The sequence below is a fragment of the Streptomyces cirratus genome (genome assembly GCF_014650775.1).
In the GTDB taxonomy this organism is placed as follows: domain Bacteria; phylum Actinomycetota; class Actinomycetes; order Streptomycetales; family Streptomycetaceae; genus Streptomyces; species Streptomyces cirratus.
Genome location: NZ_BMVP01000006.1, coordinates 259536 through 279314, shown reverse-complemented (window position 1 = coordinate 279314; position 19779 = coordinate 259536). Strand labels below are relative to the sequence as shown.

Sequence of the window (19779 nt, the reverse complement as noted above, 5' to 3'; positions counted from 1 at the left end):
CGGCCGGACCGGGCAGGGCCGGACCGGGCAGGGCTGGACCGGCGGGTCCCCGAGGGAGAAACTTGCGGCGCTAGGTTTCCGTCCCACGGCCGCCGGGAGGCCACGTGTCCTTCGTACCCACCGATCCGCTCGGGCTCGACGAGTTGCTCAGCCCCGAGGACCTCGCCATCCGCGACACCGTGCGCGGCTGGGCCACCGACCGGGTACTGCCGCAGATCGCCGACTGGTACGAGCGCGGTGAGCTGCCCGCGATCCGGGAGCTGGCCCGGGAACTCGGCGGCATCGGGGCGCTCGGGATGTCCCTGCAGGGCTACGGGTGCGCCGGGGCCAGTGCCGTGCAGTACGGGCTGGCCTGCCTGGAACTGGAGGCCGCCGACTCCGGGATCCGGTCCCTGGTCTCCGTACAGGGCTCGCTCGCCATGTACGCGATCCACCGCTACGGCTCCGAGGAGCAGAAGCAGCGCTGGCTCCCCGGCATGGCGGCCGGCGAAATGATCGGCTGCTTCGGGCTGACCGAGCCCGACGTCGGCTCCGACCCGGCCGCGATGCGCACCTACGCCAAGCGCGACGGCACCGACTGGGTGCTGAACGGCCGCAAGATGTGGATCACCAACGGCAGCGTCGCCGCCGTCGCCGTGGTGTGGGCGCAGACCGACGAGGGGATCCGCGGCTTCGCCGTCCCCACCGACAGCGCGGGTTTCTCCGCGCCGGAGATCAAGCACAAGTGGTCGCTGCGCGCGTCGGTGACCAGCGAGCTGGTGATGGACGACGTACGGCTGCCCGCGGACGCGGTACTGCCAGGCGTCACCGGCCTCAAGGGACCGCTGGGCTGCCTCAGTCACGCCCGTTACGGGATCATCTGGGGTTCCATGGGCGCGGCCCGCGCCAGTTTCGAGGCCGCGCTCGACTACGCGAAGACGCGCGAGCAGTTCGGCAAGCCGATCGGCGGCTTCCAGCTCACCCAGGCCAAGCTCGCGGACATGGCACTGGAACTGCACAAGGGCATCCTGCTCGCCCACCACCTGGGCCGGCGCATGGACGCGGGCACCCTGCGCCCGGAGCAGATCAGTTTCGGAAAGCTCAACAACGTCCGCGAGGCCATCGACATCTGCCGCACCGCGCGGACCATCCTGGGTGCCAACGGGATCTCGCTCGAATACCCCGTCATGCGGCACGCCACCAACCTGGAATCGGTCCTCACCTACGAGGGGACCGTGGAGATGCACCAGTTGGTGCTGGGCAAGGCGCTCACCGGCCTCGACGCCTTCCGGTGAAGGCCCTGCTCAGCTCTGGTTGAAGAAGTCGCGGGCGCGGCCGCCCGCTTCGCCGCTGACGATCTGGGTGTCGGCCGGGGTCAGCAGGAAGACCCTGGTCGCCACCCGCTCGATCGAGCCGCGGAGCCCGAAGGTCAGACCGGCGGCGAAGTCGACCACGCGCTTCGCGTCGGCCGGCTCCATGGACGACAGGTTCACGATCACCGGGACGCCCTCGCGGAACAGCTCGCCGATTCCACGCGCGTCACGGAAGCCGTCGGGGGTCACCGTCGCGATCCGCCGGCCCTGTTCGACCGCGGACTCCGAGGCCACCTTGACGCGCGGGTCGGTGACCCACTGGTCCCCGGGTCCGGACACCGAGCCGCCGTGCTGACGCTCCACGGCCTCCGCGTAGTCGTCGTCGTAGTACCGCTCGTCGTCGTTGTCCTCCACGAGACCCAACCAGGCACTCGCCTTGCGCACCGAACCCATGGACGCCTCCTTTCACCGCGGTCAGTTGTCTTCTCTTCCGCTGCCCCTATGGTCGTCCATGATGCTGACAACGCGCCAAGTGGATAGTCGGCGCGCACGGGTTTCGTGACGGTACTGGTGCAGAACATCCGTTGCACCGTCAAGCTCCCAGGCGCCTGCCGCTGCTGACTGAGTGAAAATACGACTGCGGACGCCGTCCGAGTGAGGGCTGCGGGCGTACGGGTGAACGGCCGGGCTCGGTACCATGCCCGCCGGGCACACGTATGACACGGGGGAAGCGCACTTGTTCGGCATCGTCAGACCTTGTACGCACCGGCTCGGTGAGCGGTTCAAGGCCGAGTGGACGGCCCATCTCTGCGGACTGTGCCTGGCACTTCGCGGTGACCACGGCCAGTTCGCCAGGGTGGTCACCAACTACGACGGGCTGCTGGTCTCCGTTCTGACGGAGGCTCAGTCGGCTCCGGCAGCCGGCTCCCGGCGCACCGCCGGGCCGTGTCCGCTGCGCGGGATGCGCAGGGCCGCGGTGGCCGACGGGGAGGGCGCCCGTCTCGCAGCCGCCGTCTCCCTGGTGCTGGCCTCCGCCAAGGTACGGGACCACGTCGCGGACCGGGACGGGCTGTTGGCGCGGGCCCCGATCGCGGCCGCCGCCCGCAAGGTCGCCCGGGGCTGGGACCGGGCCGGCGCCCGTACCGGGGCCTCGCTCGGCTTCGACACGGCGGTGCTCGTCGACGCCGTCGACCGGCAGGGCGGCATCGAGGCCCTGGCCGGGCCCGGCACGCCGGTGCTGGCGGTCACCGAGCCGACGGAGACCGCGACCGCGGCCGCCTTCGCACATACCGCGGTCCTCGCCGGACGGCCAGGCAACACCGCCCCGCTCGCCGAGGCGGGCCGCTACTTCGGGCGGCTCGCGCACCTCCTGGACGCCGTGGAGGACCAGGCCGCCGACGCCGCGGCGGGCGCCTGGAACCCCCTCACGGCCACCGGCACCTCCCGTACCGAGGCCCGGCGGCTGTGCGACGACGCCCTGCACGGCATCCGGCTCGCCCTGCGCGAGGCGGAGTTCACCGACGCGGGCCTCGCCCACCGGCTGCTGGTGCACGAACTGCGCGCCTCCGTGGACCGCGCCTTCGGGTCCGGCTGCGGTCACACCGGCGCCCACCCCGCCGGCCCCGGCGCGCCTCAGGGCTACGCGCCGCGCGGTCACGGGGATCCGGGGGCGGGCGGCGCCCCCTACGGCGGTGGTCCCTATGGCGGCGCCCCCTACGGCGGCGGTCCGTACGCCCCGGGCGCCCCGTACCCGCCGGCCGGGCCGGGCACGCCCCCGCCGATGGGCCCGGGCGGCCCCGGCGGCCCCGGCGGTCCCGGCTGGGGCGGTGGGGGCGGGCTGCCGCCGCAGAAGCCGCGCCGCGGGCTGCTGGCGGGCTGCGCGGTCGCCGTGGGCTTGTTCTGCACGTGCCAGCTGTGCTGCACCGACCACGAGGGCCCCTGGTCGCGCAAGAAGCGGGACGCGTGGTGCGACGACTGCGACTGCGGCAACTGTGACTGCGGCGGCTGTGACGGGTGCGGCTGTGACGGGTGCGACTGCTGCTGTCCCTGCGACGGCTGCTGACCGCCTGTCAGGTGACCCGCAGCCCCGGACGGAGTACCGGACGGTTCCCCCCGGGGCCCGTGTGGAAGGGCTGAGGGCCATGAGCGATCACGAAGCGGGCGGCCTCGCGGCGGACGGCCCGGACACCGCCTGGAAGCAGTGGCACGAGCGCCGCCTGGCATCCGTTTCCGCCCCTTACGGACCACTCTCCCTGACAGGCACGCACTGGCTCGCCGACGCCCCGGAGGGTCGAATTCCGGCCGTTCCGGGGCGCTGGCGCGCCACTGCGGGCGGGGTGGTCCTGAGCGCCGGACCCGGGGACGGGCTCAGCCTCGACGGCGAGCCCTTCGCGGGGGACGCCGTACTCGCCGCCGACGAGGGACCCGCCGGCGAAGCGCGGGTCGCGGCCGGGGACGTGCGCCTCGTCGTGATCCTGCGGGAGGGGGAGTGGGCGGTGCGCGTCTACGACCCGGCCGCGGAGGCCCGGCGCGCCTTCGGCGGTATCGAGGCGGGTCCCTACGATCCCGGCTTCGTGCTCCCGGGCCACTTCCGCCCCTATGGCGAGGACCAGACCGTCCAGGTCGAGAACGTCGACGGGCGCACCCGCGGGCTCGGCCTCGGCGGTGAGCTGAGCTTCGTGCACGGCGGCGTGGAGCACACCCTCCAGGTCGCGGTGGACCACGGGGACGGCAGCCTCTGGGCGGTCTTCGCCGACGCCACCAGCGGCACGTCCAGTTACCGCTTCCGGTTCCTGCGGCCCGGCGTCCCCACCGCGGACCGCTCGGTCACCGTCGACTTCAACCGGGCGCTGCTGCCGCCCTGCGCCTTCGCCGAGCACTTCATCTGTCCCTTCCCCCCGCCGGGCAACACCTTGCCGTTCGCGGTCGAGGCGGGTGAGCGGAGGCCGAAACGCGCCCTTGCCGCAGCAATCTGACGCCAGGACACTCCCGTCAGCGTCTCTCTAGGGACTTGTCAGGGGCACGGCGAACGCGAAGCGCTCCCCCGCCCCCGGCCGCTCCCTCACAGGCACCGGCACCCCCACAGCCGCCGGGCCCCGATCCCTTACCGGGAGGACGAAGTGAGGACCAAGATCACCCGCACCAGGCTGCTCGCGGCCGCCGTAGGCGCGGCTGCCGTCGCCGCGCTCGCGCTGCCCACCGCCGCCAGCGCGGACACCAAGGACAGCGGCTTCAGCGCCGCCCGGCTGGCTTCGGCCGAAGCCTCGGTCCTGCGTGCCGACGTCGCCGGCACCGCGTGGAACACCGACCCCGCCACCGGGACCCTCGTGGTCACCGCCGACTCCACCGTCACGGCCGCCGACATCGCCAGGATCCGCCGCGAGGCCGGGGCCGACGCCGCGGCCCTGCGCATCGAGCGCACCTCCGGCAAGCTGAGGAAGCTGCTCTCCGGCGGCGACGCCATCTACGCGTCCAGCTGGCGCTGTTCGCTCGGCTTCAACGTCAAGAGCGGCAGCGACTACTACATCCTCACTGCCGGGCACTGCACCGACGGCGCGGGCACCTGGTGGACCAGCACCTCCCACACGACCACCATCGGCACCACCGTCGGTTCCAGTTTCCCCACCAATGACTACGGCCTGATCAAATACGCCAGCAACTCGCCGGTCCCGCCCGGCACCGTCGGCAGCCAGGACATCACCAGCGCCGTCAACGCCACCACCGGCATGTCCGTCACCCGGCGCGGCTCCACCACCGGCATCCACGGCGGCACGGTGACCGGCCTCAACGCCACCGTCAACTACGGCAACGGCGACATCGTCTACGGCATGATCAAGACCAACGTCTGCGCGGAGCCCGGCGACAGCGGCGGCCCGCTCTACTCCGGAACCCGCGCGGTCGGCCTCACCTCCGGCGGCAGCGGCAACTGCTCCTCGGGCGGGACCACCTTCTTCCAGCCCGTCGTCGAAGCCCTCAACGCCTACGGCGTCAGCGTGTACTGAGCCACCCGCCCCCGTACCCCTGGACGTCCTCCCGCCTTCTGGGAGGATGTCCAGGGCGTCCGTGTCCCCGGGGGGAGGCAGGTTTGCGTATGAAACGCATCGGGGTGACCGGGCACCGGTCGATTCCCGTCGAGGCGCTCTCACACGTCAGGCAGGGTCTGCGTGGAGTGCTGTGCGGCCGCCAGGGGCCGTTGGAGGTGCTGTCCAGCCTCGCGGAGGGCGCGGACCAGCTGTTCGCCGGCATCGCCCTGGAATGCGGCGCCGACCTCACCGTGGTGATCCCCAGCGAGGACTACGAGGGCGACTTCACGGACGCCGGGGCCCTGGCCCGCTACCGGCAGCTCAGGCACCGGGCCGCCCAGGAAGTACGGATGGGCTTCGCCCGCTCCACCGACGAGGCCTACTACGCCGCCGGCACCTACATCGCCGAATCCTGCGACCGCCTCGTCGCCGTCTGGGACGGGCTGCCGGCCCGCGGGCACGGCGGCACCGCCGAGATCGTCGCCTACGCCCGGGCGCTCGGCAAGCCCGTCACCGTCATCTGGCGCGAGGGCGTGACCCGGCAGTGAGCCACGCCCCGTCCGGCAACGCGCTCAACTGCTGTGCCGGGCCAGCCAGTCCGTGTGCTGCGGAGAGACGTACCGCTCCGTCTCGTACACCGCGGACGGCCACTGCGACTCGGTGATCGTCGTCTGCATCACCACCATCATCGCCGACAGGTCCTGCTCGATCAGCGTGTGCGCCTCGATGAGCGGATGGTGGCGCCGCACCTCGTTCCAGGCGATCGCCGCCGCCGCGGCCGCGCTCAGCAGCGCCGTCAGCTCCGAGCCCGGACCCGAGCCGAACGCGCCGAACAGCGCGAACAGCAGCGCCAGGCACGTCAGCAGCACGATCGTCCACGACCAGAGCGTCGTCGCCCGCCGCGACACCTCCGTCTTGCGCTGGTACCAGTTGCGCTGCTCGATCAGCCGGTCCCGTACGTACGTCTCCCGGCGCACCTGGTACCCCAGTCCGCGCAGCCGCTGCATCGCCCCGGTGATCTCCCCGCCCTCCGGCACCAGGCCCGCGGCCCGGGGGTCCTCCCAGCCCATCTTGCGCAGCTCGTCCAGCCCGGCCTCCAGCCGGGTCCGGTACGTCGCCTCGGGGGCGCCGACGTCACTGCCGAACGGTGCCCCGTGCACCGCGTACCGCCAGGCCAGGGACTTGATGAACTCGGCCGCGCTCCGGTTGAGCTGCCACTGCGGGCGGGCCCGGCGCCGGGTCGCCCGTACGCCCACCGCCAGCACCCCGGCGTAGGCCAGCGCGCTCAGGGCGCCGAACAGGTGCAGCGAGCCCACGGCGGGCCCGGACGGCAGGGCGGCCGCCGCCGCGGCCGCGACCAGCAGCACCAGCTGCCGGCGCGTGGCCCGGGTGGACTCCCGCTGCCGGGAGATCGCCGCCTGGTCGGTGTGGTGGAAGAGGGCCGGCAGGTCCTCGTTCCGGAAAGTCATGCTGTCGCTCACAGCGAACCCCCAGGTCTGCTGTAGGGGCGCAGGGCGGCCCGTGCGGGGGCCGCCCTGCGTCGGATCACACGGCGGGGCCGGATCACACGGCGAGCGGCTCCAGGTCGCGGTGGACCCGGCGCTCGTCGCGGGCGTAGCGGGTCAGGCCGTGGTCCTCGCCGAGCAGTCGCGTCAGCTCGGCCACCGCCTCCGCCCGCACCCGGGCCGCTTCCTCCTTGCGGCCCATCATGTCCAGGCTGACCGCCATGTTGGAGGCGGCCGCCAGGGTCTCCGGGTGGTGCGAGCCCAGCGCCTCGCGCAACCGCAGCACCACCATCCGCTCCAGCTCCAGCGCGCCCTCCGGGTCCCCCAGGTCGGCGAGGGCGTTGGCGAGGTTCAGGTTCCCGAAGATGGTGTGCGGGTGGCTGTCGCCCAGCACCTCGCGCATGTGCCGGATCGTCTGGCGCAGCATCGGCTCCGCCGTGTCCGCGGCGCCCGTGCCCCAGTGGAACACCGCCAGGTTGTTGACGGCGGCGAGCGTGTACGGGTGCCGCTCGCCCGGCACCTTCACGTACTCGTCCACCACTTCCTGCGCCAGGTCCCGCGCCGCGCCCGGGTCTCCGGTCGCGAACAGGTCCGCGGCCAGGTTGAGTTCACAGGCCAGCAGGTCGGGGTTGACCGAGGTGTACTTGGCGCGGTAGCGGTTGCGGGTCGCGGTCGTCAGCCGCAGCGCGTCCTCCAGGTCGCCCGCCCGGCGCAGCGACACCGCCAGGTTCTTCGCCGCGGACAGGGTGCCCGGGAAGGCCCGGCCGAGCGTCCGCTTGTAGATGTCGTACGTCCGGCTCAGCAACTGCACCGAGTCGTCGTACCGGCCCACCTCGCGCAGGTCCCGGGCCAGGTTCTGCGCCGAGGACAGGGTGTACGGGTGGTCCGGGCCCAGTACCTCGGTGCGCCGGTCGAACACCTCCTGGTCGATCTCCCGGGCCCGGGAGTACTGCCCGACCATGCGCAGGTTCAGGGCGAGGTTGTTGGCGGCGGCCAGGGTGCGCGGGTGCGCCTCGTGGAATATCTGCCCGAAGCCCTCGTGCGCGGCCGTCGCCAGCTCCATCGCCTCGCCGTAGCGGCCGAGCGCCCCCAGGTCCATGGCCAGGCCGCTGGTGGTCATGTACGTGTGCGGGTGTGAGGGGCCGAGCGCGGTCCGCTGCCGCTCCAGCGTGACCTCGTCCAGTTCCTTCGCCTCCACGAACCGGCCCTGCGAGCGCAGGATGTTCGACAGGTGGAACCGCAGGTACAGGTACTGGAGGTCGCTGTCGCCCAGCATCTCCTTCCACACCTCGCGCAGCTCCTCGCCGAGCTGGTACGCAGCCTTGAAGTCGCCGCGCTTCCACAGGTAGCGCACGCGGTCGATCAGCAGCCTGCGGGTCTCAGGCTCCTTGCAGAACCGGGCCTCGGAGGGCGTCAGGTGCGGCCAGATGGTGTTGAAGCGGGGCCAGGTGGCCGGGTTGTCTATGGGCTCGTCGTCATCGGGCCGGGCGCCCGCCAGGATCCGGTGCACGGCGTGCCGGGCCTCGCGCTGTTCCTCCTGCGACAACTGCGCCCGGATCACGGCCTGGACGAGGCGGTGCACCTGGATGCTGTTGCCGACCTGGTCGACCTTGGCCATCGCGAACCGGCCGATCTCCCGGATCACCCGGCCCAGCATCAGCTTCTCCTGGAGCGAGGAGTCGTACGGCTTGAGGGCGTTGATCATCTCCTTGCTGTAGAGGAGGTTCGCGGATATCGGCTCCGGCGCGAAGAAGGCGCACAGCTGCAACAGCCGCACCGCGGCCGGGGAGCGCTGCTGGAGCCGCTCGATGGAGACGTTCCAGGTCGCCGCGACCGGTTCCGGATAGCCGGCCGGCTGGTTCAGCCCCAGCACGCTCGCTGCCTGCTGGGCCAGCTGTTCCAGGTACGCGGACACGGGCGTGGCGGTCTCCGCGATCCAGGCACCCGCCTGCTCGACGGCGAGCGGCAGGTCACCCACCGCCACGGCCACCTGCTCGGCGTCCTCGTGCGAGAGCCCGGGGGCGCGTCGCTGGAGGTGCTCGATGGACTCCTCGCGCAGGAACACGTCCACCGGCAGCGCGTCCCCGTACTGCGACCAGGACTGGTTGCGGGAGGTGACCAGCACGTGCCCCGGGCCGCCCGGCGGGAAGAACCGCTTGAGCGTCTCGGGGTCGTCGGCGTTGTCGAAGACCAGCAGCCAGCGCGAGGTGGGCACGCCCCGGCGCAGCAGGTCGATAGCCTCCTGGGACGCGGCCGCCATGTCCTCGCCGGTCTGGGCGCCCAGCCGTACGGCCAGCTCCGCGAGGGCCGCGACCACGTCGTCGGTCTGCTCCGAGGAGATCCACCAGACCAGGTCGTAGTCCGCCATGAACCGGTGGACGTACTCCAGGGCCACCTGCGTCTTGCCGACGCCGCCGAGCCCGTACAGGGTCTGCGGCTGCGGCAGCACCACGGCCATCCCCCCGCCGAGCTGGTTGCGCATCCGCTCCAGCACGATGCTGCGCCCGGTGAATCCGGTGTTGCGGGGCGGGGCGTTCCAGATCTTGGGCACGGTCCCCGGGAACCGGGGGCCGGGCTGGGAGGCGCTGTTGACCGTGTCGTTCAGGGCCATGGGCCGCTCCACCGCGCGCAGCAGAGCCGTCGTCGCGTGCACCTCGTCGAGACGGAAGAGGTCCACCGGGTTGCGGTCGATGTAGGGGGTCGCGAGCCGTACGTCGCCCACCCGCAGCGGCACCAGCTGGCGCCGGCCCCCCGTCGGGTCCTCGGCGGCGGCCCGGTTCCACACGTCGACGGCGCGCGCGGACTTGAGGAAGGCGCTGGAGAGCAGCACGACCGTACGGGCGGCGCCGTCGACGGCGATGCCCGATCCGCCGAGGGTGTCCCCGGACGGGGCGGGCGCGGCTTCCGCCGAGACGTCCTTGGGCACCACGCGGAAGCCGGCCCGGGTGAGCACCGACTCGATCCAGTCGGCCCACATCCGGTTCTCCGCGACGTAGCAGAGGAACAGGTCGGCCGGCAGGGCCGGGCGGCGCCGGGTGAAGGCGTCGCGGATCCGCATCCGCACGTCCTCCGCGATGGCCGGCATGGAGGTGATCTCGCCCTCGGTGACCACGGCGGTGAGCCGCTCGAACGCCGAGAGCAGGGAGTTGGTGAGCCCGGCCTCGTCGCCGAAGGTGGCCAGGGTCTCCTCGTAGGCGTAGTAGGGCCGGTACGGGATCTCCACCGCGCCCCAGTAGGAGGTCAGGTCGTCCCCGACGAGGCCGCCCGGGAAACGGTCGAACTTGATCCGGGCCAGGGCCCGGCCCGCGTCGGCCTTCTCCTTCTCGCCCTCGTCGATGCGCATCGGCACCGGGTAGATCTTGATGCCGCGGTCGTTGAACCGCTCGTCGATCTGCCGGGCCACGGAGGCGGCGCCGTCTATGGACTGGTCGGAGAGGGTGAAGCAGTCGACCAGGACGTCGGGCAGGTGCACGGTGCAGATGTCGGCGATGTCGGACAGGCCGGTACGGCTGTCGATCAGCACGTAGTCGTAGTTCTTCTTCATGTCGGCGCGTAACGCGTCGAAGAAGAGACCGCCGCCGAGACGGTCGTAGAAGTTGTCCCAGTCGAAGGTGGACACGGTGGCCGAGTACTCGCGGTTCTGGCGGCCCGCCGAGACGAAGTCGAGGGTGCCGCCGTCGGGGAACTCCCAGCCCAGCGTCTCCGGGGTGAGGGAGACGGCGTGCGGCTGGATCCGCGCGTAGTCCTTGTGCCAGTCGTCGGCGCGCTGCACCGGGCTGGTCGCGGCCCAGGCGTACTCGCTGATCAGGTCGATGACCCCGGTGGTGGCCCCGAGCGTGGAGGGGTCCAAGAACGGGTGGAAGAAGCGGTGCAGACCCGGCGCCTCCAGGTCCCAGTCCACGGCGAGCACCCGCTTGCCGTTGGCCGCCAGGATCCAGGCGGTGTTCGCGAGCGCCATGGTGCGGCCCGTACCGCCCTTGTAGGAATAGAAGGTGACGATGCGTCCGCCACGGCTGTCACGACCGGCTGTCATCCGTGTCCCCCCGCTCTGTGTCGCTGACGTCGTTGGTGTCGGTCCCGCGCGGTGCGTCACCGCCCGCCTCGGTGTCGGGCGGAAAGGGAACGCGCGGCGGCAGTGGCGGGGGCGGCTCGGCCATCCCCATCGGCCCGATCAGCCGCGGCCGTTCGGTGTGGGTGCCGCCCGCGGGCGGGTACACCTGGGCGTGTCTGAGGAACTGCTGGGCGGCGGCCTCGACCACCTGGGGCAGGATCTGCCCGAGCATCTCCATGTTGGCGACGCCGTTCGCGGCGGCCCGGCAGGCGGCGCGGCCCTGGCTCATCTTGACCGGCATCGTCCCCTCCAGCCGGTCCGCCAGTTCGCTCTCCTTCGCCCGGCCCTGGTGGTCGTACCGGTTCCAGGGCACCACCACGTTGATCCACGGCCGGTGTTCCTGGTCGAAGGCGGCCAGGCGCTGGCGGCGCTGCTCGTCCTCCACCGCCCAGCGGTCGACGATCAGGATCTCCGGGCGCGTCGGCGGCTGCTTGCTGTCGAAGTGCCCCGCCTCGTCGTCGAACGAGCCGAGGCTGGTCTGGTAGTTGAGGTTGCGGATCACGTCCTCGGCCACGTAGGCGATGGGCCGTTGCGCCACCGGGTGGTACGGGTTCCACTCCAGCGCGTTGTCCCCGTAGTACTCGGGGCTGCGGCCCTCCGGGAGGTCGTGCCGGGAGGCGGCGGCGACCGTGATGTGCAGGGTGCGGGCGGGGTTGCCGCCGCTGCTGCCGAAGGCGCTGGGCACCACCCGGTAGTCCAGCGGCTTGATCGGGTCGATGCGGACGGTCTCGGCGACGTGCACGATGCGTTTGGCCAGTTCGTACACGGCCGCCTCGTACTGCTCGGCGTAGCTGCGGAGTTTGATCAGCCCGTACAGGCCGTCGGTGACGTAGCGCTCGCCGAAGGTGTTGTGGTTGAACTGCAACCGCGAGGCGGGGCCCGGCATGTGGGTGGCGGGCACCGGGACCCACAGGGCCGGCACGATGGCCTCGGGCGGCGGCTCGTTGTGGCGCGCGCCGTGCTGGATCGCGCGCTGCGCGAAGGCGAACCACTCCTTGCCGCACATCTCACTGGCGAAGTAGCGCGGCGAGAACAGGGGGACGAAGACCCGGCAGGTGGCGAGCGCCGCCGCGAGCCGTTCCGACCAGCCCTCGCCGCTGCGTATCTCGCGGTCCATGAAGCCGGCCTCCGAACCGGCGGGCAGGTCGGTCAGCGCCATGACGTGGTTGCAGAGGTCACGGAAGAGCCGCTCGACCCACATGTCGGGGTCGGGCCCCCCGGCCCCGAATCTCGGCGTATGCGCATAGCTGAGAAAGAAGTACGGCTGCACTGATGCGGGCACACGACCCCCGTCCCGAAGATGCGAGCGAAGAAACATCATTCCGGAGCTGCTTCGCCACATCCCCTCATCGTTCAGTCAATCAGCGTCTGTTTTCGGTCATCCAGTCGAGTGCGTGATCAACGGCATCGGGAATCGAGAAGAGTACGGCCCCCGCCCCTCCCAGCCGGCCCCTGCGCACATGCGAATCCGGGAACGCTTCGCCGATCCGTGCGAAATCACTGTCGTCCAGCGCGACGTCCTCGTACGTCGTCCACCCCTCCCCGCGCCGTCCCCCCGGAAGGTTCACCTTCACCACACAGTCGTACATGCGCAAGGGGGGATCGGGAATTCGGTACTCCGCCAGATGGAAAGCAGTGCAGGACGAAAATCCCACATTGATCATGAGTACCTGCCCGCCCTCCCCGCACATTTTCCCCAGGGGTGACTCCTCACCCAGGTGGCATTCGAGGCGGTGACCGGCGCAAAGCTCGCGGGCGTCCTTTCCCAGCGCCGCGAAGGAGGTCTGCGGGTGGGCGCTGCGCTCGGCGCCCGGGGTGGTACGGACGGTCTCGGCGAAACGCCCCACGCCCTGGCTCGGGGTCCGCAGCGGGTCGAACGCGGGCATCCGCGCCCGGAACTCCCGCACCTGCGGCTGCGAAAGCCCCGCGATCCGCTCCAGGTGCGCCGCCGAGGTGCGGGAGTTCTCCGAGGTGAAGGCGGGCACCACCACGGTGCCGTGCGGTCCCAGTACGCCCGTGAGGGCGTCGCGCAGCGGCTCGGCCCGCAGGCCGGTGCCGCCGAGCGCGGCGTGCACCAGCAGCCGCGTCCCCGGGCGCACCCCGAGCCGGCGTAACTCCCCGGCCAGCGCGAGCGCGCCCGGAGCCCCGGGGGACGTCACGCGTCGACCGCCTTCGACTCCCAGCGCAGCTCCGCCACCAGCCGTTTGCCGGTGCTGGTCAGCTCGGCCGCACCGGCCAGCCGGTCCAGCGCCCGCTGGATCCGGTCCGACGCGCCCGGTTCGGGGGCCGCCGTCGCCCGCCGGTACGCCTCCACCGCCACCCGCTCGTGCACGTCGGCCAGCAGCCGGGACACCGGGACCGGGCGCTCCCGCCACGGCGAGGGGTGCTGCCACTGCCCGTCGAGCGCGTACAGGTCGGCCACCTCGGTCAGCGCCCGCAGCCTGGCCCGGCGCCGCCCGGTCAGCAGTGCGAGGGCCGTCTCCCGGACCCCGGCGCCGTACGGGACCCCGAGCGCCCCGGGGCCGTGCCGCCCCGCCTCGCCCCAGCCGTGGGCCCGTGGACCGCCCGCGAGGGGGGTCAGCGTCGTCAGCCCGGCGGCGGCCGCCCGGGCGAACTCCGGTACGGCGCTGTGCAGCAGCGTCCAGGCCGCGCCGAGGCGGGCCCGCCACTCCTCTGCCTCCCCGGCCCCCAGCCGGAGCCTCGGCGGGCGGGCGAAGCAGTTGCGGTGCGGATCGAGGTCCTCCAGCGCCACCGGGGCGGTGTCCGGCCCGGGCGGCGACCAGCTCCGTACGGGCAGCCAGCGCGCGTCCCCCGCCGCCGGGCCGAAGCGGTGTTCGGCGCGGCCGTCGCGGACGGCGTACCCCGTCCCGGTGGCCCGCAGCGCGGCCCGGCCCCGCGTGCCCGGCGCCCCCAGGCGCAGCAGCCCCAGCGTCGGGAGGTACACCTCGCCGTCCCGGTAGGGCACCTCGGCCGGCAGGTCGAGCCCGCCCCGCAGCACGGCGGCGGCGGCCAGGGCGGCCAGCCTGCGCGCCGCGTCGGGGGCGCCGGGGGTGCCGGGGTGCCCGTCCCGCCCGGCGTCCAGGGCCTCCAGGACCCAGGTACGGGTGAACGGGTGGCCCAGTACGGCCCCCAGGGCGTCCGCGCCCGCCTCCCCGGCCCGCTCCACGCATGCCAGCAGCTCCCAGGACCGCGCCCATTCGGGATCACCCGTACGGTCGGCGTTCAGCCGGGCGAGCAGGACCCGGGTCAGCTGCTCCTGGGAGCGGGCCAGTTCGGCCGGGTCGGTGAGTTCCGGTGCGGTCTGCCGGGACGCGGTGCGGCCCTCGACCCCGTCCACCAGCTCGCGCAGGTCGGTGCAGTACACCGAGGGGTGGCCGAAGCCGCCTCCGCCGTCCGGGTCGGCCCGGTAGCGGTGGGTGTAGAGGCCGCCGCCGCACGAACGTACGACGGGGCAGCGGCGGCACGTGGCACTGACACCGTCCAGGCCCAGCTGCCGGGCCCGCACCCCGGGGTGGGCGGCCACCTCGTCGAAGGAGTGGGCGAAGACGTCGAAGCCGGTGGCGGCGGCGCCCTCGTAGGCGCTCTTGAGGGAGTCGACCTGCTCCAGGGTCCCGTCCGTCTCGACGACGACGAGGTCGGTCGGCGCGAGACCGAGGGACTCGGTCAGGCTCGGGCCGCCGCGCAGGGTGGACAGCAGGGACTCGAAGAGCCGTACGGAGACCGGCCGCCCGAGCCGCTCCCAGTGGTCGAAGACCCGCAGCAGCCAGCGCGCGTACGCGTCGGGGGCGCCGTCGGGGCGGACGGGCGGGGTTTCCCACGTGGCGTGCGGGAGCAGGAAGTCCACCCGGGGCGGTTCCAGCTCGACGAGGGCGTCCAGCACGGCGATGGGGTCGTTGGCGACGTCCACGGTGCAGAGCAGCCCCTGGTAGAGGTGGCGGTAGGGCTCCGAACGCAGCAGTGCGACGGCGGCCAGGACCAGGGGGTGGCTGGTGCGCCCGTCGGCGAAGCGGCGGTGGCGGTCGTTCGCGGCGCGGTCCCCGTCGAGCGAGATGCCCACGCGGACGCCGAACTCGGCGAAGAGGTCGAGGTAACGGCGGCTGAGCTGGAGTCCGTTGGTATGGATGCGCAGATCGAGACCGGCGGTCCCGGCGAGTGCGCGGGTGAACTCCTCGCACACGAGGCGTAGTCGGGCGGTGCCCGCCAACAGGGGTTCCCCTCCGTGGAGAATCACCGTGACGGAGGGGAGTGCATGGTCACGGGCATGTTCGGCGAGCCGCGACGCGGTGTGCGAAATGACCTCGGGGGAGATCACTTTCGGCCGGGCTCGCCAGCTCTGATCAGCGTGTTCATAGACATAGCAATGATCACAAGCGAGGTCGCATCTGCTGTGAACCTTGAGGACGATCTCGCGAAATGCGATCAGGCCGGTCATTCCACCAGTCTAGAGCGCGGGCTCCGTTGTCAGAGCGCGGAGTTGAAGATCGGTGCCTGAACGTGACGGCCGTTTTCCGAAGGGAGGACGCGTCCGAGCGTCCGGGCCGCCGAGGCGCTGTGGACGTCGATCCGGTCGAGCGGGACCAGGGGGGTCTTGACCGTGCTGGTCGCGGGGGTTGCGGAAGTGTTCACGACACCGTCCTCGGGGAGGCCATGTGAAATGGGCAGGGGAGCGGCACCAGCGGTCCCGCTGGTGTCAAGCGTGGACTTTACTCGTCCACACCTTATTGGCAACCGAGGCATGACGCCTGGTCAAGCGTTCTATGGAAAGGCTCCCGCAATTCTCCAGGTGCGGTAATCGGCCGTTTGCCGTACATCAAGATCCTTCATGCCTGACACCGGGTCACCGCCGATGCCGATCACCGGACGAGCGCGGTTTAGCATGTCCACGCCACCCCCTTGACCTGCCGTTCGGCCGAAAGCACCCTCATGCGCCTCCAGCGGACCCTCGCCGCGACCGCCCTCCTCGCCGCCCTCCCCTCACTCGCCGCCTGCCAGGGCGACCCGGCGCCGCCCGCCGGCCGTGCGGGCGCGAGCCCCTCCCCGTCCGTCGCACGGCCGTCCGCCGGCGGATCGATCATCGAAGCGCAGCAGTACGTACGGCAGTTCACCTCCTGCGAGGACCTCAGCGGCGAACCGGACGACCCCCGGCTGCCGACGAGCGAGTTCACCCGCGTCGGACAGTGGTCCGTGACCCAGCGGGGCGTGTGCAGCGACCGGCCCGCGCACGGTGAGCTCGTCTTCTACGTCGCCTCCGACATGAAGGAGTTCCAGGAGCGCTACAAGCAGAAGGTCATGGACGCGATCAAGGGCGGCGACGGGGCCTCCGGCCTCAACAGCCGGGTCTTCGTCGGCAAGGGCTACGTCGTCACCCCGACGCAGACCAAGTCCGCCCTCGCCCTCGCCCGGTCCGACCTGCGGATCCTCACCTGCAACCCGACCTTCGCCGTACCCAAGGGGTACAAGAAGGAGAAGGCGCTGGTCGAGGGCTGTGTCCTCAGCGACTTCGTGGGCAGCTCCGACGGCTCCGGGAGTCCGAACCTGGAGACGCCGCAGGACCCGGGCGGCGAGAAGCCGGGACAACCGGCCCAGGGCAGCCTCGGGCTCGCGCACGCCGGGAGCATCGCCGAGCTGAGGAAGCTGGTGCAGTACAGCGTGGACTGCTCGCACTTCTCCACCGACCCCGGCACCGTGGCGATCCGATCGATCGACTACGCGCCCGTCGTGGATGGCAACCCCCTCGACTGGGGCGTGAACGGCCGGGCCCTGTGCGGGGAACCGGGGGGTGCCCAGCGTGCCCACGACCTCAACTGGCTGGATATCGTCGGCGACATGAAGAGGCTCCAGACCAAGGCGAAGGCCGCCCAGCTCGCCGACCTCAAGGACGACGGCGCGCTGAGGCACACCGCCAGTCTGCTGCTCGTCGGTGACGGCGTCGCGGTCGAGAGCAACAACCCGAGCGTCCGGTTCGGCCTGTACCAGGCGCAGTTCCTCTACCTGAACTGCACGCCCGGCTTCTCCGCCCCGGCCGGTTACCGGCTGGAGCGGTCGCAGGTGGAGGGGTGCGTCCTGACCAACTACGAGCCCGAGCACCCCGTCGAGGGCGGTCGCTGAACGGTGTCCGGCCCCGCTCAGGCGGGCAGTTGCTCGCCCAGCGGGGGTACCGGCAGGTCGCGCAGCAGCCAGGTCAGTACGCCGGGCAGCGCGCGCAGGGCCGCGAAGTGGGCGGCGGCCGGATCGAAGGTGGCGGCGGCGCCCGGGATGCGGCGGGCCAGCCAGCGGGAGTGGCCGACGGGCGAGAACACGTCCAGCTCGCCGTGCCAGATCAGCACCGGGCAGCGGATGTCGGCGGGGTCGAAACCCCACGGGCCGCTGAACGCGATCGCGTCGTCGATCCAGCCGTACGCCGACGTGCGCACGCCTTCCCGGTAGTTGCGCAAGAGCATCGCCCGCAGGCCCGCGTCGGCGACGATCATCCGGTCGTTCTCCGTCAGCTCCCGGCGCAGCTCCTCCAGCAGCCGGCGGGGATCCTTGCGGATGCCCGCGGCGCGGGGGATCAGCCGGGCGGCGAACTCCTCGGGATCGTCGTAGGCCCTGGTGTACTCCTCGACGTTGGAGGCGGCCATGCCGTCGAACCAGTCGAGATCCTCCGCGTCCCGGGGCGCGAGCGGCACCAGGGCCGCCGTACGGGTGACCCGGTCCGGTAGCAGGGCGGCGCAGGCCAGCGCGCCCGGGCCGCCGCCGGAGCGGCCGGCGACGGCGAAGCTGTCCAGGCCCAGGGCGTCGGCGATCGTGGCCACCTCCTGGGCCACATCGGCGACCGTGCGGCCCGGGTGGCGGTCGGAACCGCCGTAGCCGGGACGGTCGTAGGCGATGAGCTGTACCCGCCGCTGGTAGAGGACCATGCCTCGGGGTGCCGGCCCCAGGCGGCTGCCCGGGGTGCCGTGGAGGAGGAAGACGGGCTTGCCGCCCGGGTCCCCCCAGCGCTCCACCATGAGAGCGCGGCCGTCGGCGGTGCGCACCTGATCGCGCACGCGCTCCCTCCCTCACGTTCGACGCGGGCAGTCAGGGTGATTGTGCGCTTCGGGGCACGGGTGCGGTAGAGCGCGCCCGGCGGCAATTTCCCGGCGCGCCCAGGGGCGCCGTCCCGCCCCTGGCGCCTTCGCACCTGCGGGCGGCGCTCACGGCACAGTGGGGACATGAACGCAGACGACGAGAACGTGCTGGCCCGGGGACGTGTGGCGACCAGGCTCCCGGCCGGGGACCTGGACCGCGCGCGGCGCTTCTATTCCGAGCGGCTGGGCCTGGAGCCCGTGGACGAACGGCCCGGCGGGCTGCTGTACCGGTGCGGCAGCACGGAGTTCGCGGTGTTCCGGTCGACGGGGACCTCGCCCGGCACCTTCACCCAGATGGGGTGGGAGGTCGACGACCTGGACACGGCCGTGGCTCAGCTCAAGGGGCGCGGCGTGGTCTTCGAAGAGGTCGACGTACCGGGGCTGCGGACGAGGGACGGTATCGCCGAGATCGAGGGCAACTACCCGAGCAGGGGCGTCCGGGGCGAACGCGCCGCCTGGTTCCGCGACAGCGAGGGGAATCTGCTGGGCATCGGCGAGCCGGTCGCCTGATGGCCGGCGGCGACCCGGTCACGGCCCCGGCGCCCGGGCGGCGGCGGGGCCCGTCGCGCCGCTGCCCACCGCCGGACCGCCCCTGCCCTGGTGGAAGACCGCGCAGACCATGGTGACGGCCGAGCCGAGGACCGCCCAGGCCGACAGCACCAGCATCGCCGGGCCCGCGTCGTTGCCCCGGAAGTAGGTGATCGAGCGGGCGGCGTACGTACCGGCACCCGGTGGCAGGGCCGGCCCGATGGCCCTCCAGAACGGCGGGAGGAGCGGGTAGGGGTAGGCGCCGCCCGCGCTCGGGTTGCCGAAGACCACCACCAGCAGGATCGCCAGCCCGATGCCCACCACCCCGGCCACGCCCTGGAACGCCAGTGTGATCGCGCCGACGGCGAAGACGACCAGCGTGCCCAGCCCCCACAGGGCCATGACGTTGCCGGGCAGCGCGCCCAGGACCGGCCCGGCGACGACCGTGCCCAGCAATCCGGCGGCGATCGCGTACAGCAGCAGCGAGCCGAGCCGGATGACGGCGCGGGCGGAGTTCGCGGGCCGCGCGCCGGCGCTGATCGCGAGGATCGCGGCACACAGGTAGCCGCCGACGCACCAGCCCACGACCAGGTAGAAGGAGCTCAGGCCGCGGGCGTCCCCGGCTGCGGCCGGGGCCACGTCGACGACCCGCACGCCGCGCCCCTGAGCCGCCCCGGCCCGGCCGACGATCCCTTCGAGCGCCTGGGAGAGCGAGGCCCCGGCGCCGCTCGCGACCAGCAGCCGGTCGGTCTTGCCGGCCGGGTCGACGACCAGTGCCCCGTCCACGCTCCGGTCCTCGATCCGTGCGCGGGCCGCCGCCTCGTCCGGGACGGTGCGGGTGTCGAGCGGGTCGCCGGGCAGGGCGCCGAGGCTTCGGGCGACGCGGGTGGCGACCTCTTCGGCCGGGGCGGCCACCGCGAGGGGGATCCGGCTCGGTTCGGGGTGGTGGAAGGCCCCGATGTAGGAGGTGATGAAGGCGAGCTGGAGCGCCAGCACCCCCAGCACCAGCAGGAAGGCCCGGGTGCTGACGGCGTCCTTGATCTCGGCGAGGAAACCGCCGGAGGGACCCGCGGGTGCGGCGGTGGTGGGCTGCGTCATGTCTCACACGCTCGGCGGAGCGGGGGCCGGGCGCAGCAGGGGTGGGCCGAACGGGGGCCGGAACCGGCGGGCGGACCACGGAATGGATGATCGAACAAGTGTTTCGCACGGATA

The 19779-nt window shown here is 72.5% G+C and carries 16 protein-coding genes; 7 read left to right on the top strand and 9 right to left on the bottom strand.

What is annotated here, in order from left to right:
- Nucleotides 1-104 precede the first annotated feature (104 nt).
- Nucleotides 105-1274 carry an acyl-CoA dehydrogenase family protein gene (locus IE207_RS18640; RefSeq protein ID WP_190185355.1) on the top strand — a complete coding sequence of 390 codons (1170 nt, stop codon included), beginning with the start codon at nt 105-107 and terminating at the stop codon, nt 1272-1274.
- 9 nt (nt 1275-1283) lie between these two features.
- On the opposite strand, the gene IE207_RS18635 is transcribed toward IE207_RS18640, so the two are convergent.
- Nucleotides 1284-1745: a cell division protein SepF gene (locus tag IE207_RS18635; RefSeq protein ID WP_136214944.1), complete on the bottom strand. Its 462-nt coding sequence runs from the start codon at nt 1743-1745 to the stop codon at nt 1284-1286.
- Nucleotides 1746-2028: 283 nt separating this feature from the next.
- Here IE207_RS18635 and IE207_RS18630 point away from each other — a divergent pair, with 283 nt between their 5' ends.
- The 4 genes from IE207_RS18630 (at nt 2029) to IE207_RS18615 (ending at nt 5862) form a co-directional block, all read left to right on the top strand.
- Nucleotides 2029-3354: a DUF5685 family protein gene (locus IE207_RS18630; protein ID WP_190185354.1), complete on the top strand. Its 1326-nt coding sequence runs from the start codon at nt 2029-2031 to the stop codon at nt 3352-3354.
- Between the two features lie 79 nt (nt 3355-3433).
- Nucleotides 3434-4267: a DUF1684 domain-containing protein gene (locus IE207_RS18625; protein WP_190185353.1), complete on the top strand. Its 834-nt coding sequence runs from the start codon at nt 3434-3436 to the stop codon at nt 4265-4267.
- Between the two features lie 144 nt (nt 4268-4411).
- Complete coding sequence (locus IE207_RS18620) at nt 4412-5293, top strand: S1 family peptidase (protein ID WP_190185352.1); 882 nt, start codon at nt 4412-4414, stop codon at nt 5291-5293.
- An 89-nt stretch (nt 5294-5382) separates the two neighbouring features.
- The gene (locus tag IE207_RS18615; protein WP_190185351.1) at nt 5383-5862 is read left to right on the top strand and encodes an OTU domain-containing protein; all 480 of its coding nucleotides are present in this window, start codon (nt 5383-5385) and stop codon (nt 5860-5862) included.
- A 24-nt stretch (nt 5863-5886) separates the two neighbouring features.
- On the opposite strand, the gene IE207_RS18610 is transcribed toward IE207_RS18615, so the two are convergent.
- From IE207_RS18610 to fxsA, 6 genes are all read right to left on the bottom strand, one after another.
- Entirely contained in the window at nt 5887-6783 is an 897-nt protein-coding gene (locus tag IE207_RS18610; protein WP_190185350.1) for a DUF4231 domain-containing protein, read from the bottom strand.
- A gap of 94 nt (nt 6784-6877) precedes the next feature.
- Complete coding sequence (gene fxsT / locus IE207_RS18605; RefSeq protein ID WP_190185349.1) at nt 6878-10852, bottom strand: FxSxx-COOH system tetratricopeptide repeat protein; 3975 nt, start codon at nt 10850-10852, stop codon at nt 6878-6880.
- Nucleotides 10836-12248 (bottom strand): TIR-like protein FxsC, encoded by a 1413-nt coding sequence (locus IE207_RS18600; RefSeq protein ID WP_190185426.1) that lies wholly within the window; start codon nt 12246-12248, stop codon nt 10836-10838. The genes fxsT and IE207_RS18600 overlap by 17 nt, the downstream gene beginning before the upstream one ends.
- Before the next feature lie 43 nt (nt 12249-12291).
- Nucleotides 12292-13089, bottom strand: a complete 798-nt coding sequence (locus IE207_RS18595; RefSeq protein ID WP_190185348.1) for an AAC(3) family N-acetyltransferase — start codon at nt 13087-13089, stop codon at nt 12292-12294.
- Nucleotides 13086-15362: a radical SAM/SPASM protein FxsBH, inactivated beta-hydroxylase extension form gene (gene fxsBH / locus IE207_RS18590; RefSeq protein ID WP_190185347.1), complete on the bottom strand. Its 2277-nt coding sequence runs from the start codon at nt 15360-15362 to the stop codon at nt 13086-13088. Before fxsBH ends, IE207_RS18595 begins: the two co-directional genes overlap by 4 nt.
- Before the next feature lie 29 nt (nt 15363-15391).
- Nucleotides 15392-15556 (bottom strand): FxSxx-COOH cyclophane-containing RiPP peptide, encoded by a 165-nt coding sequence (fxsA, locus tag IE207_RS33215; protein ID WP_229873806.1) that lies wholly within the window; start codon nt 15554-15556, stop codon nt 15392-15394.
- A gap of 297 nt (nt 15557-15853) precedes the next feature.
- Between fxsA and IE207_RS18580 the strand changes: the two genes are divergently transcribed.
- Entirely contained in the window at nt 15854-17038 is a 1185-nt protein-coding gene (locus IE207_RS18580; protein ID WP_190185345.1) for a hypothetical protein, read from the top strand.
- A gap of 17 nt (nt 17039-17055) precedes the next feature.
- Here the strand turns inward: IE207_RS18580 and IE207_RS18575 are convergent, their stop codons facing one another.
- Entirely contained in the window at nt 17056-17919 is an 864-nt protein-coding gene (locus tag IE207_RS18575; RefSeq protein WP_373304732.1) for an alpha/beta fold hydrolase, read from the bottom strand.
- Between the two features lie 204 nt (nt 17920-18123).
- Between IE207_RS18575 and IE207_RS18570 the strand changes: the two genes are divergently transcribed.
- The gene (locus IE207_RS18570; protein ID WP_190185343.1) at nt 18124-18549 is read left to right on the top strand and encodes a VOC family protein; all 426 of its coding nucleotides are present in this window, start codon (nt 18124-18126) and stop codon (nt 18547-18549) included.
- An 18-nt stretch (nt 18550-18567) separates the two neighbouring features.
- On the opposite strand, the gene IE207_RS18565 is transcribed toward IE207_RS18570, so the two are convergent.
- Nucleotides 18568-19665, bottom strand: coding sequence for a YhgE/Pip domain-containing protein (locus IE207_RS18565; protein ID WP_190185342.1), 1098 nt, complete (start codon nt 19663-19665; stop codon nt 18568-18570).
- Between the last annotated feature and the right edge of the window lie 114 nt (nt 19666-19779).

Coding starts and splice junctions, on each gene's coding strand:
- IE207_RS18570 (WP_190185343.1), top strand. CDS start 18,124: ATGAACGCAGACGACGAGAACGTGCTGGCCCGGGGACGTGTGGCGACC.
- IE207_RS18600 (WP_190185426.1), bottom strand. CDS start 12,248: ATGTTTCTTCGCTCGCATCTTCGGGACGGGGGTCGTGTGCCCGCATCA.
- IE207_RS18610 (WP_190185350.1), bottom strand. CDS start 6,783: ATGACTTTCCGGAACGAGGACCTGCCGGCCCTCTTCCACCACACCGAC.
- fxsBH (WP_190185347.1), bottom strand. CDS start 15,362: ATGACCGGCCTGATCGCATTTCGCGAGATCGTCCTCAAGGTTCACAGC.
- IE207_RS18615 (WP_190185351.1), top strand. CDS start 5,383: ATGAAACGCATCGGGGTGACCGGGCACCGGTCGATTCCCGTCGAGGCG.
- IE207_RS18580 (WP_190185345.1), top strand. CDS start 15,854: ATGCGCCTCCAGCGGACCCTCGCCGCGACCGCCCTCCTCGCCGCCCTC.
- IE207_RS18635 (WP_136214944.1), bottom strand. CDS start 1,745: ATGGGTTCGGTGCGCAAGGCGAGTGCCTGGTTGGGTCTCGTGGAGGAC.
- IE207_RS18565 (WP_190185342.1), bottom strand. CDS start 19,665: ATGACGCAGCCCACCACCGCCGCACCCGCGGGTCCCTCCGGCGGTTTC.
- fxsT (WP_190185349.1), bottom strand. CDS start 10,852: ATGACAGCCGGTCGTGACAGCCGTGGCGGACGCATCGTCACCTTCTAT.
- IE207_RS18575 (WP_373304732.1), bottom strand. CDS start 17,919: ATGGTGGAGCGCTGGGGGGACCCGGGCGGCAAGCCCGTCTTCCTCCTC.
- IE207_RS18625 (WP_190185353.1), top strand. CDS start 3,434: ATGAGCGATCACGAAGCGGGCGGCCTCGCGGCGGACGGCCCGGACACC.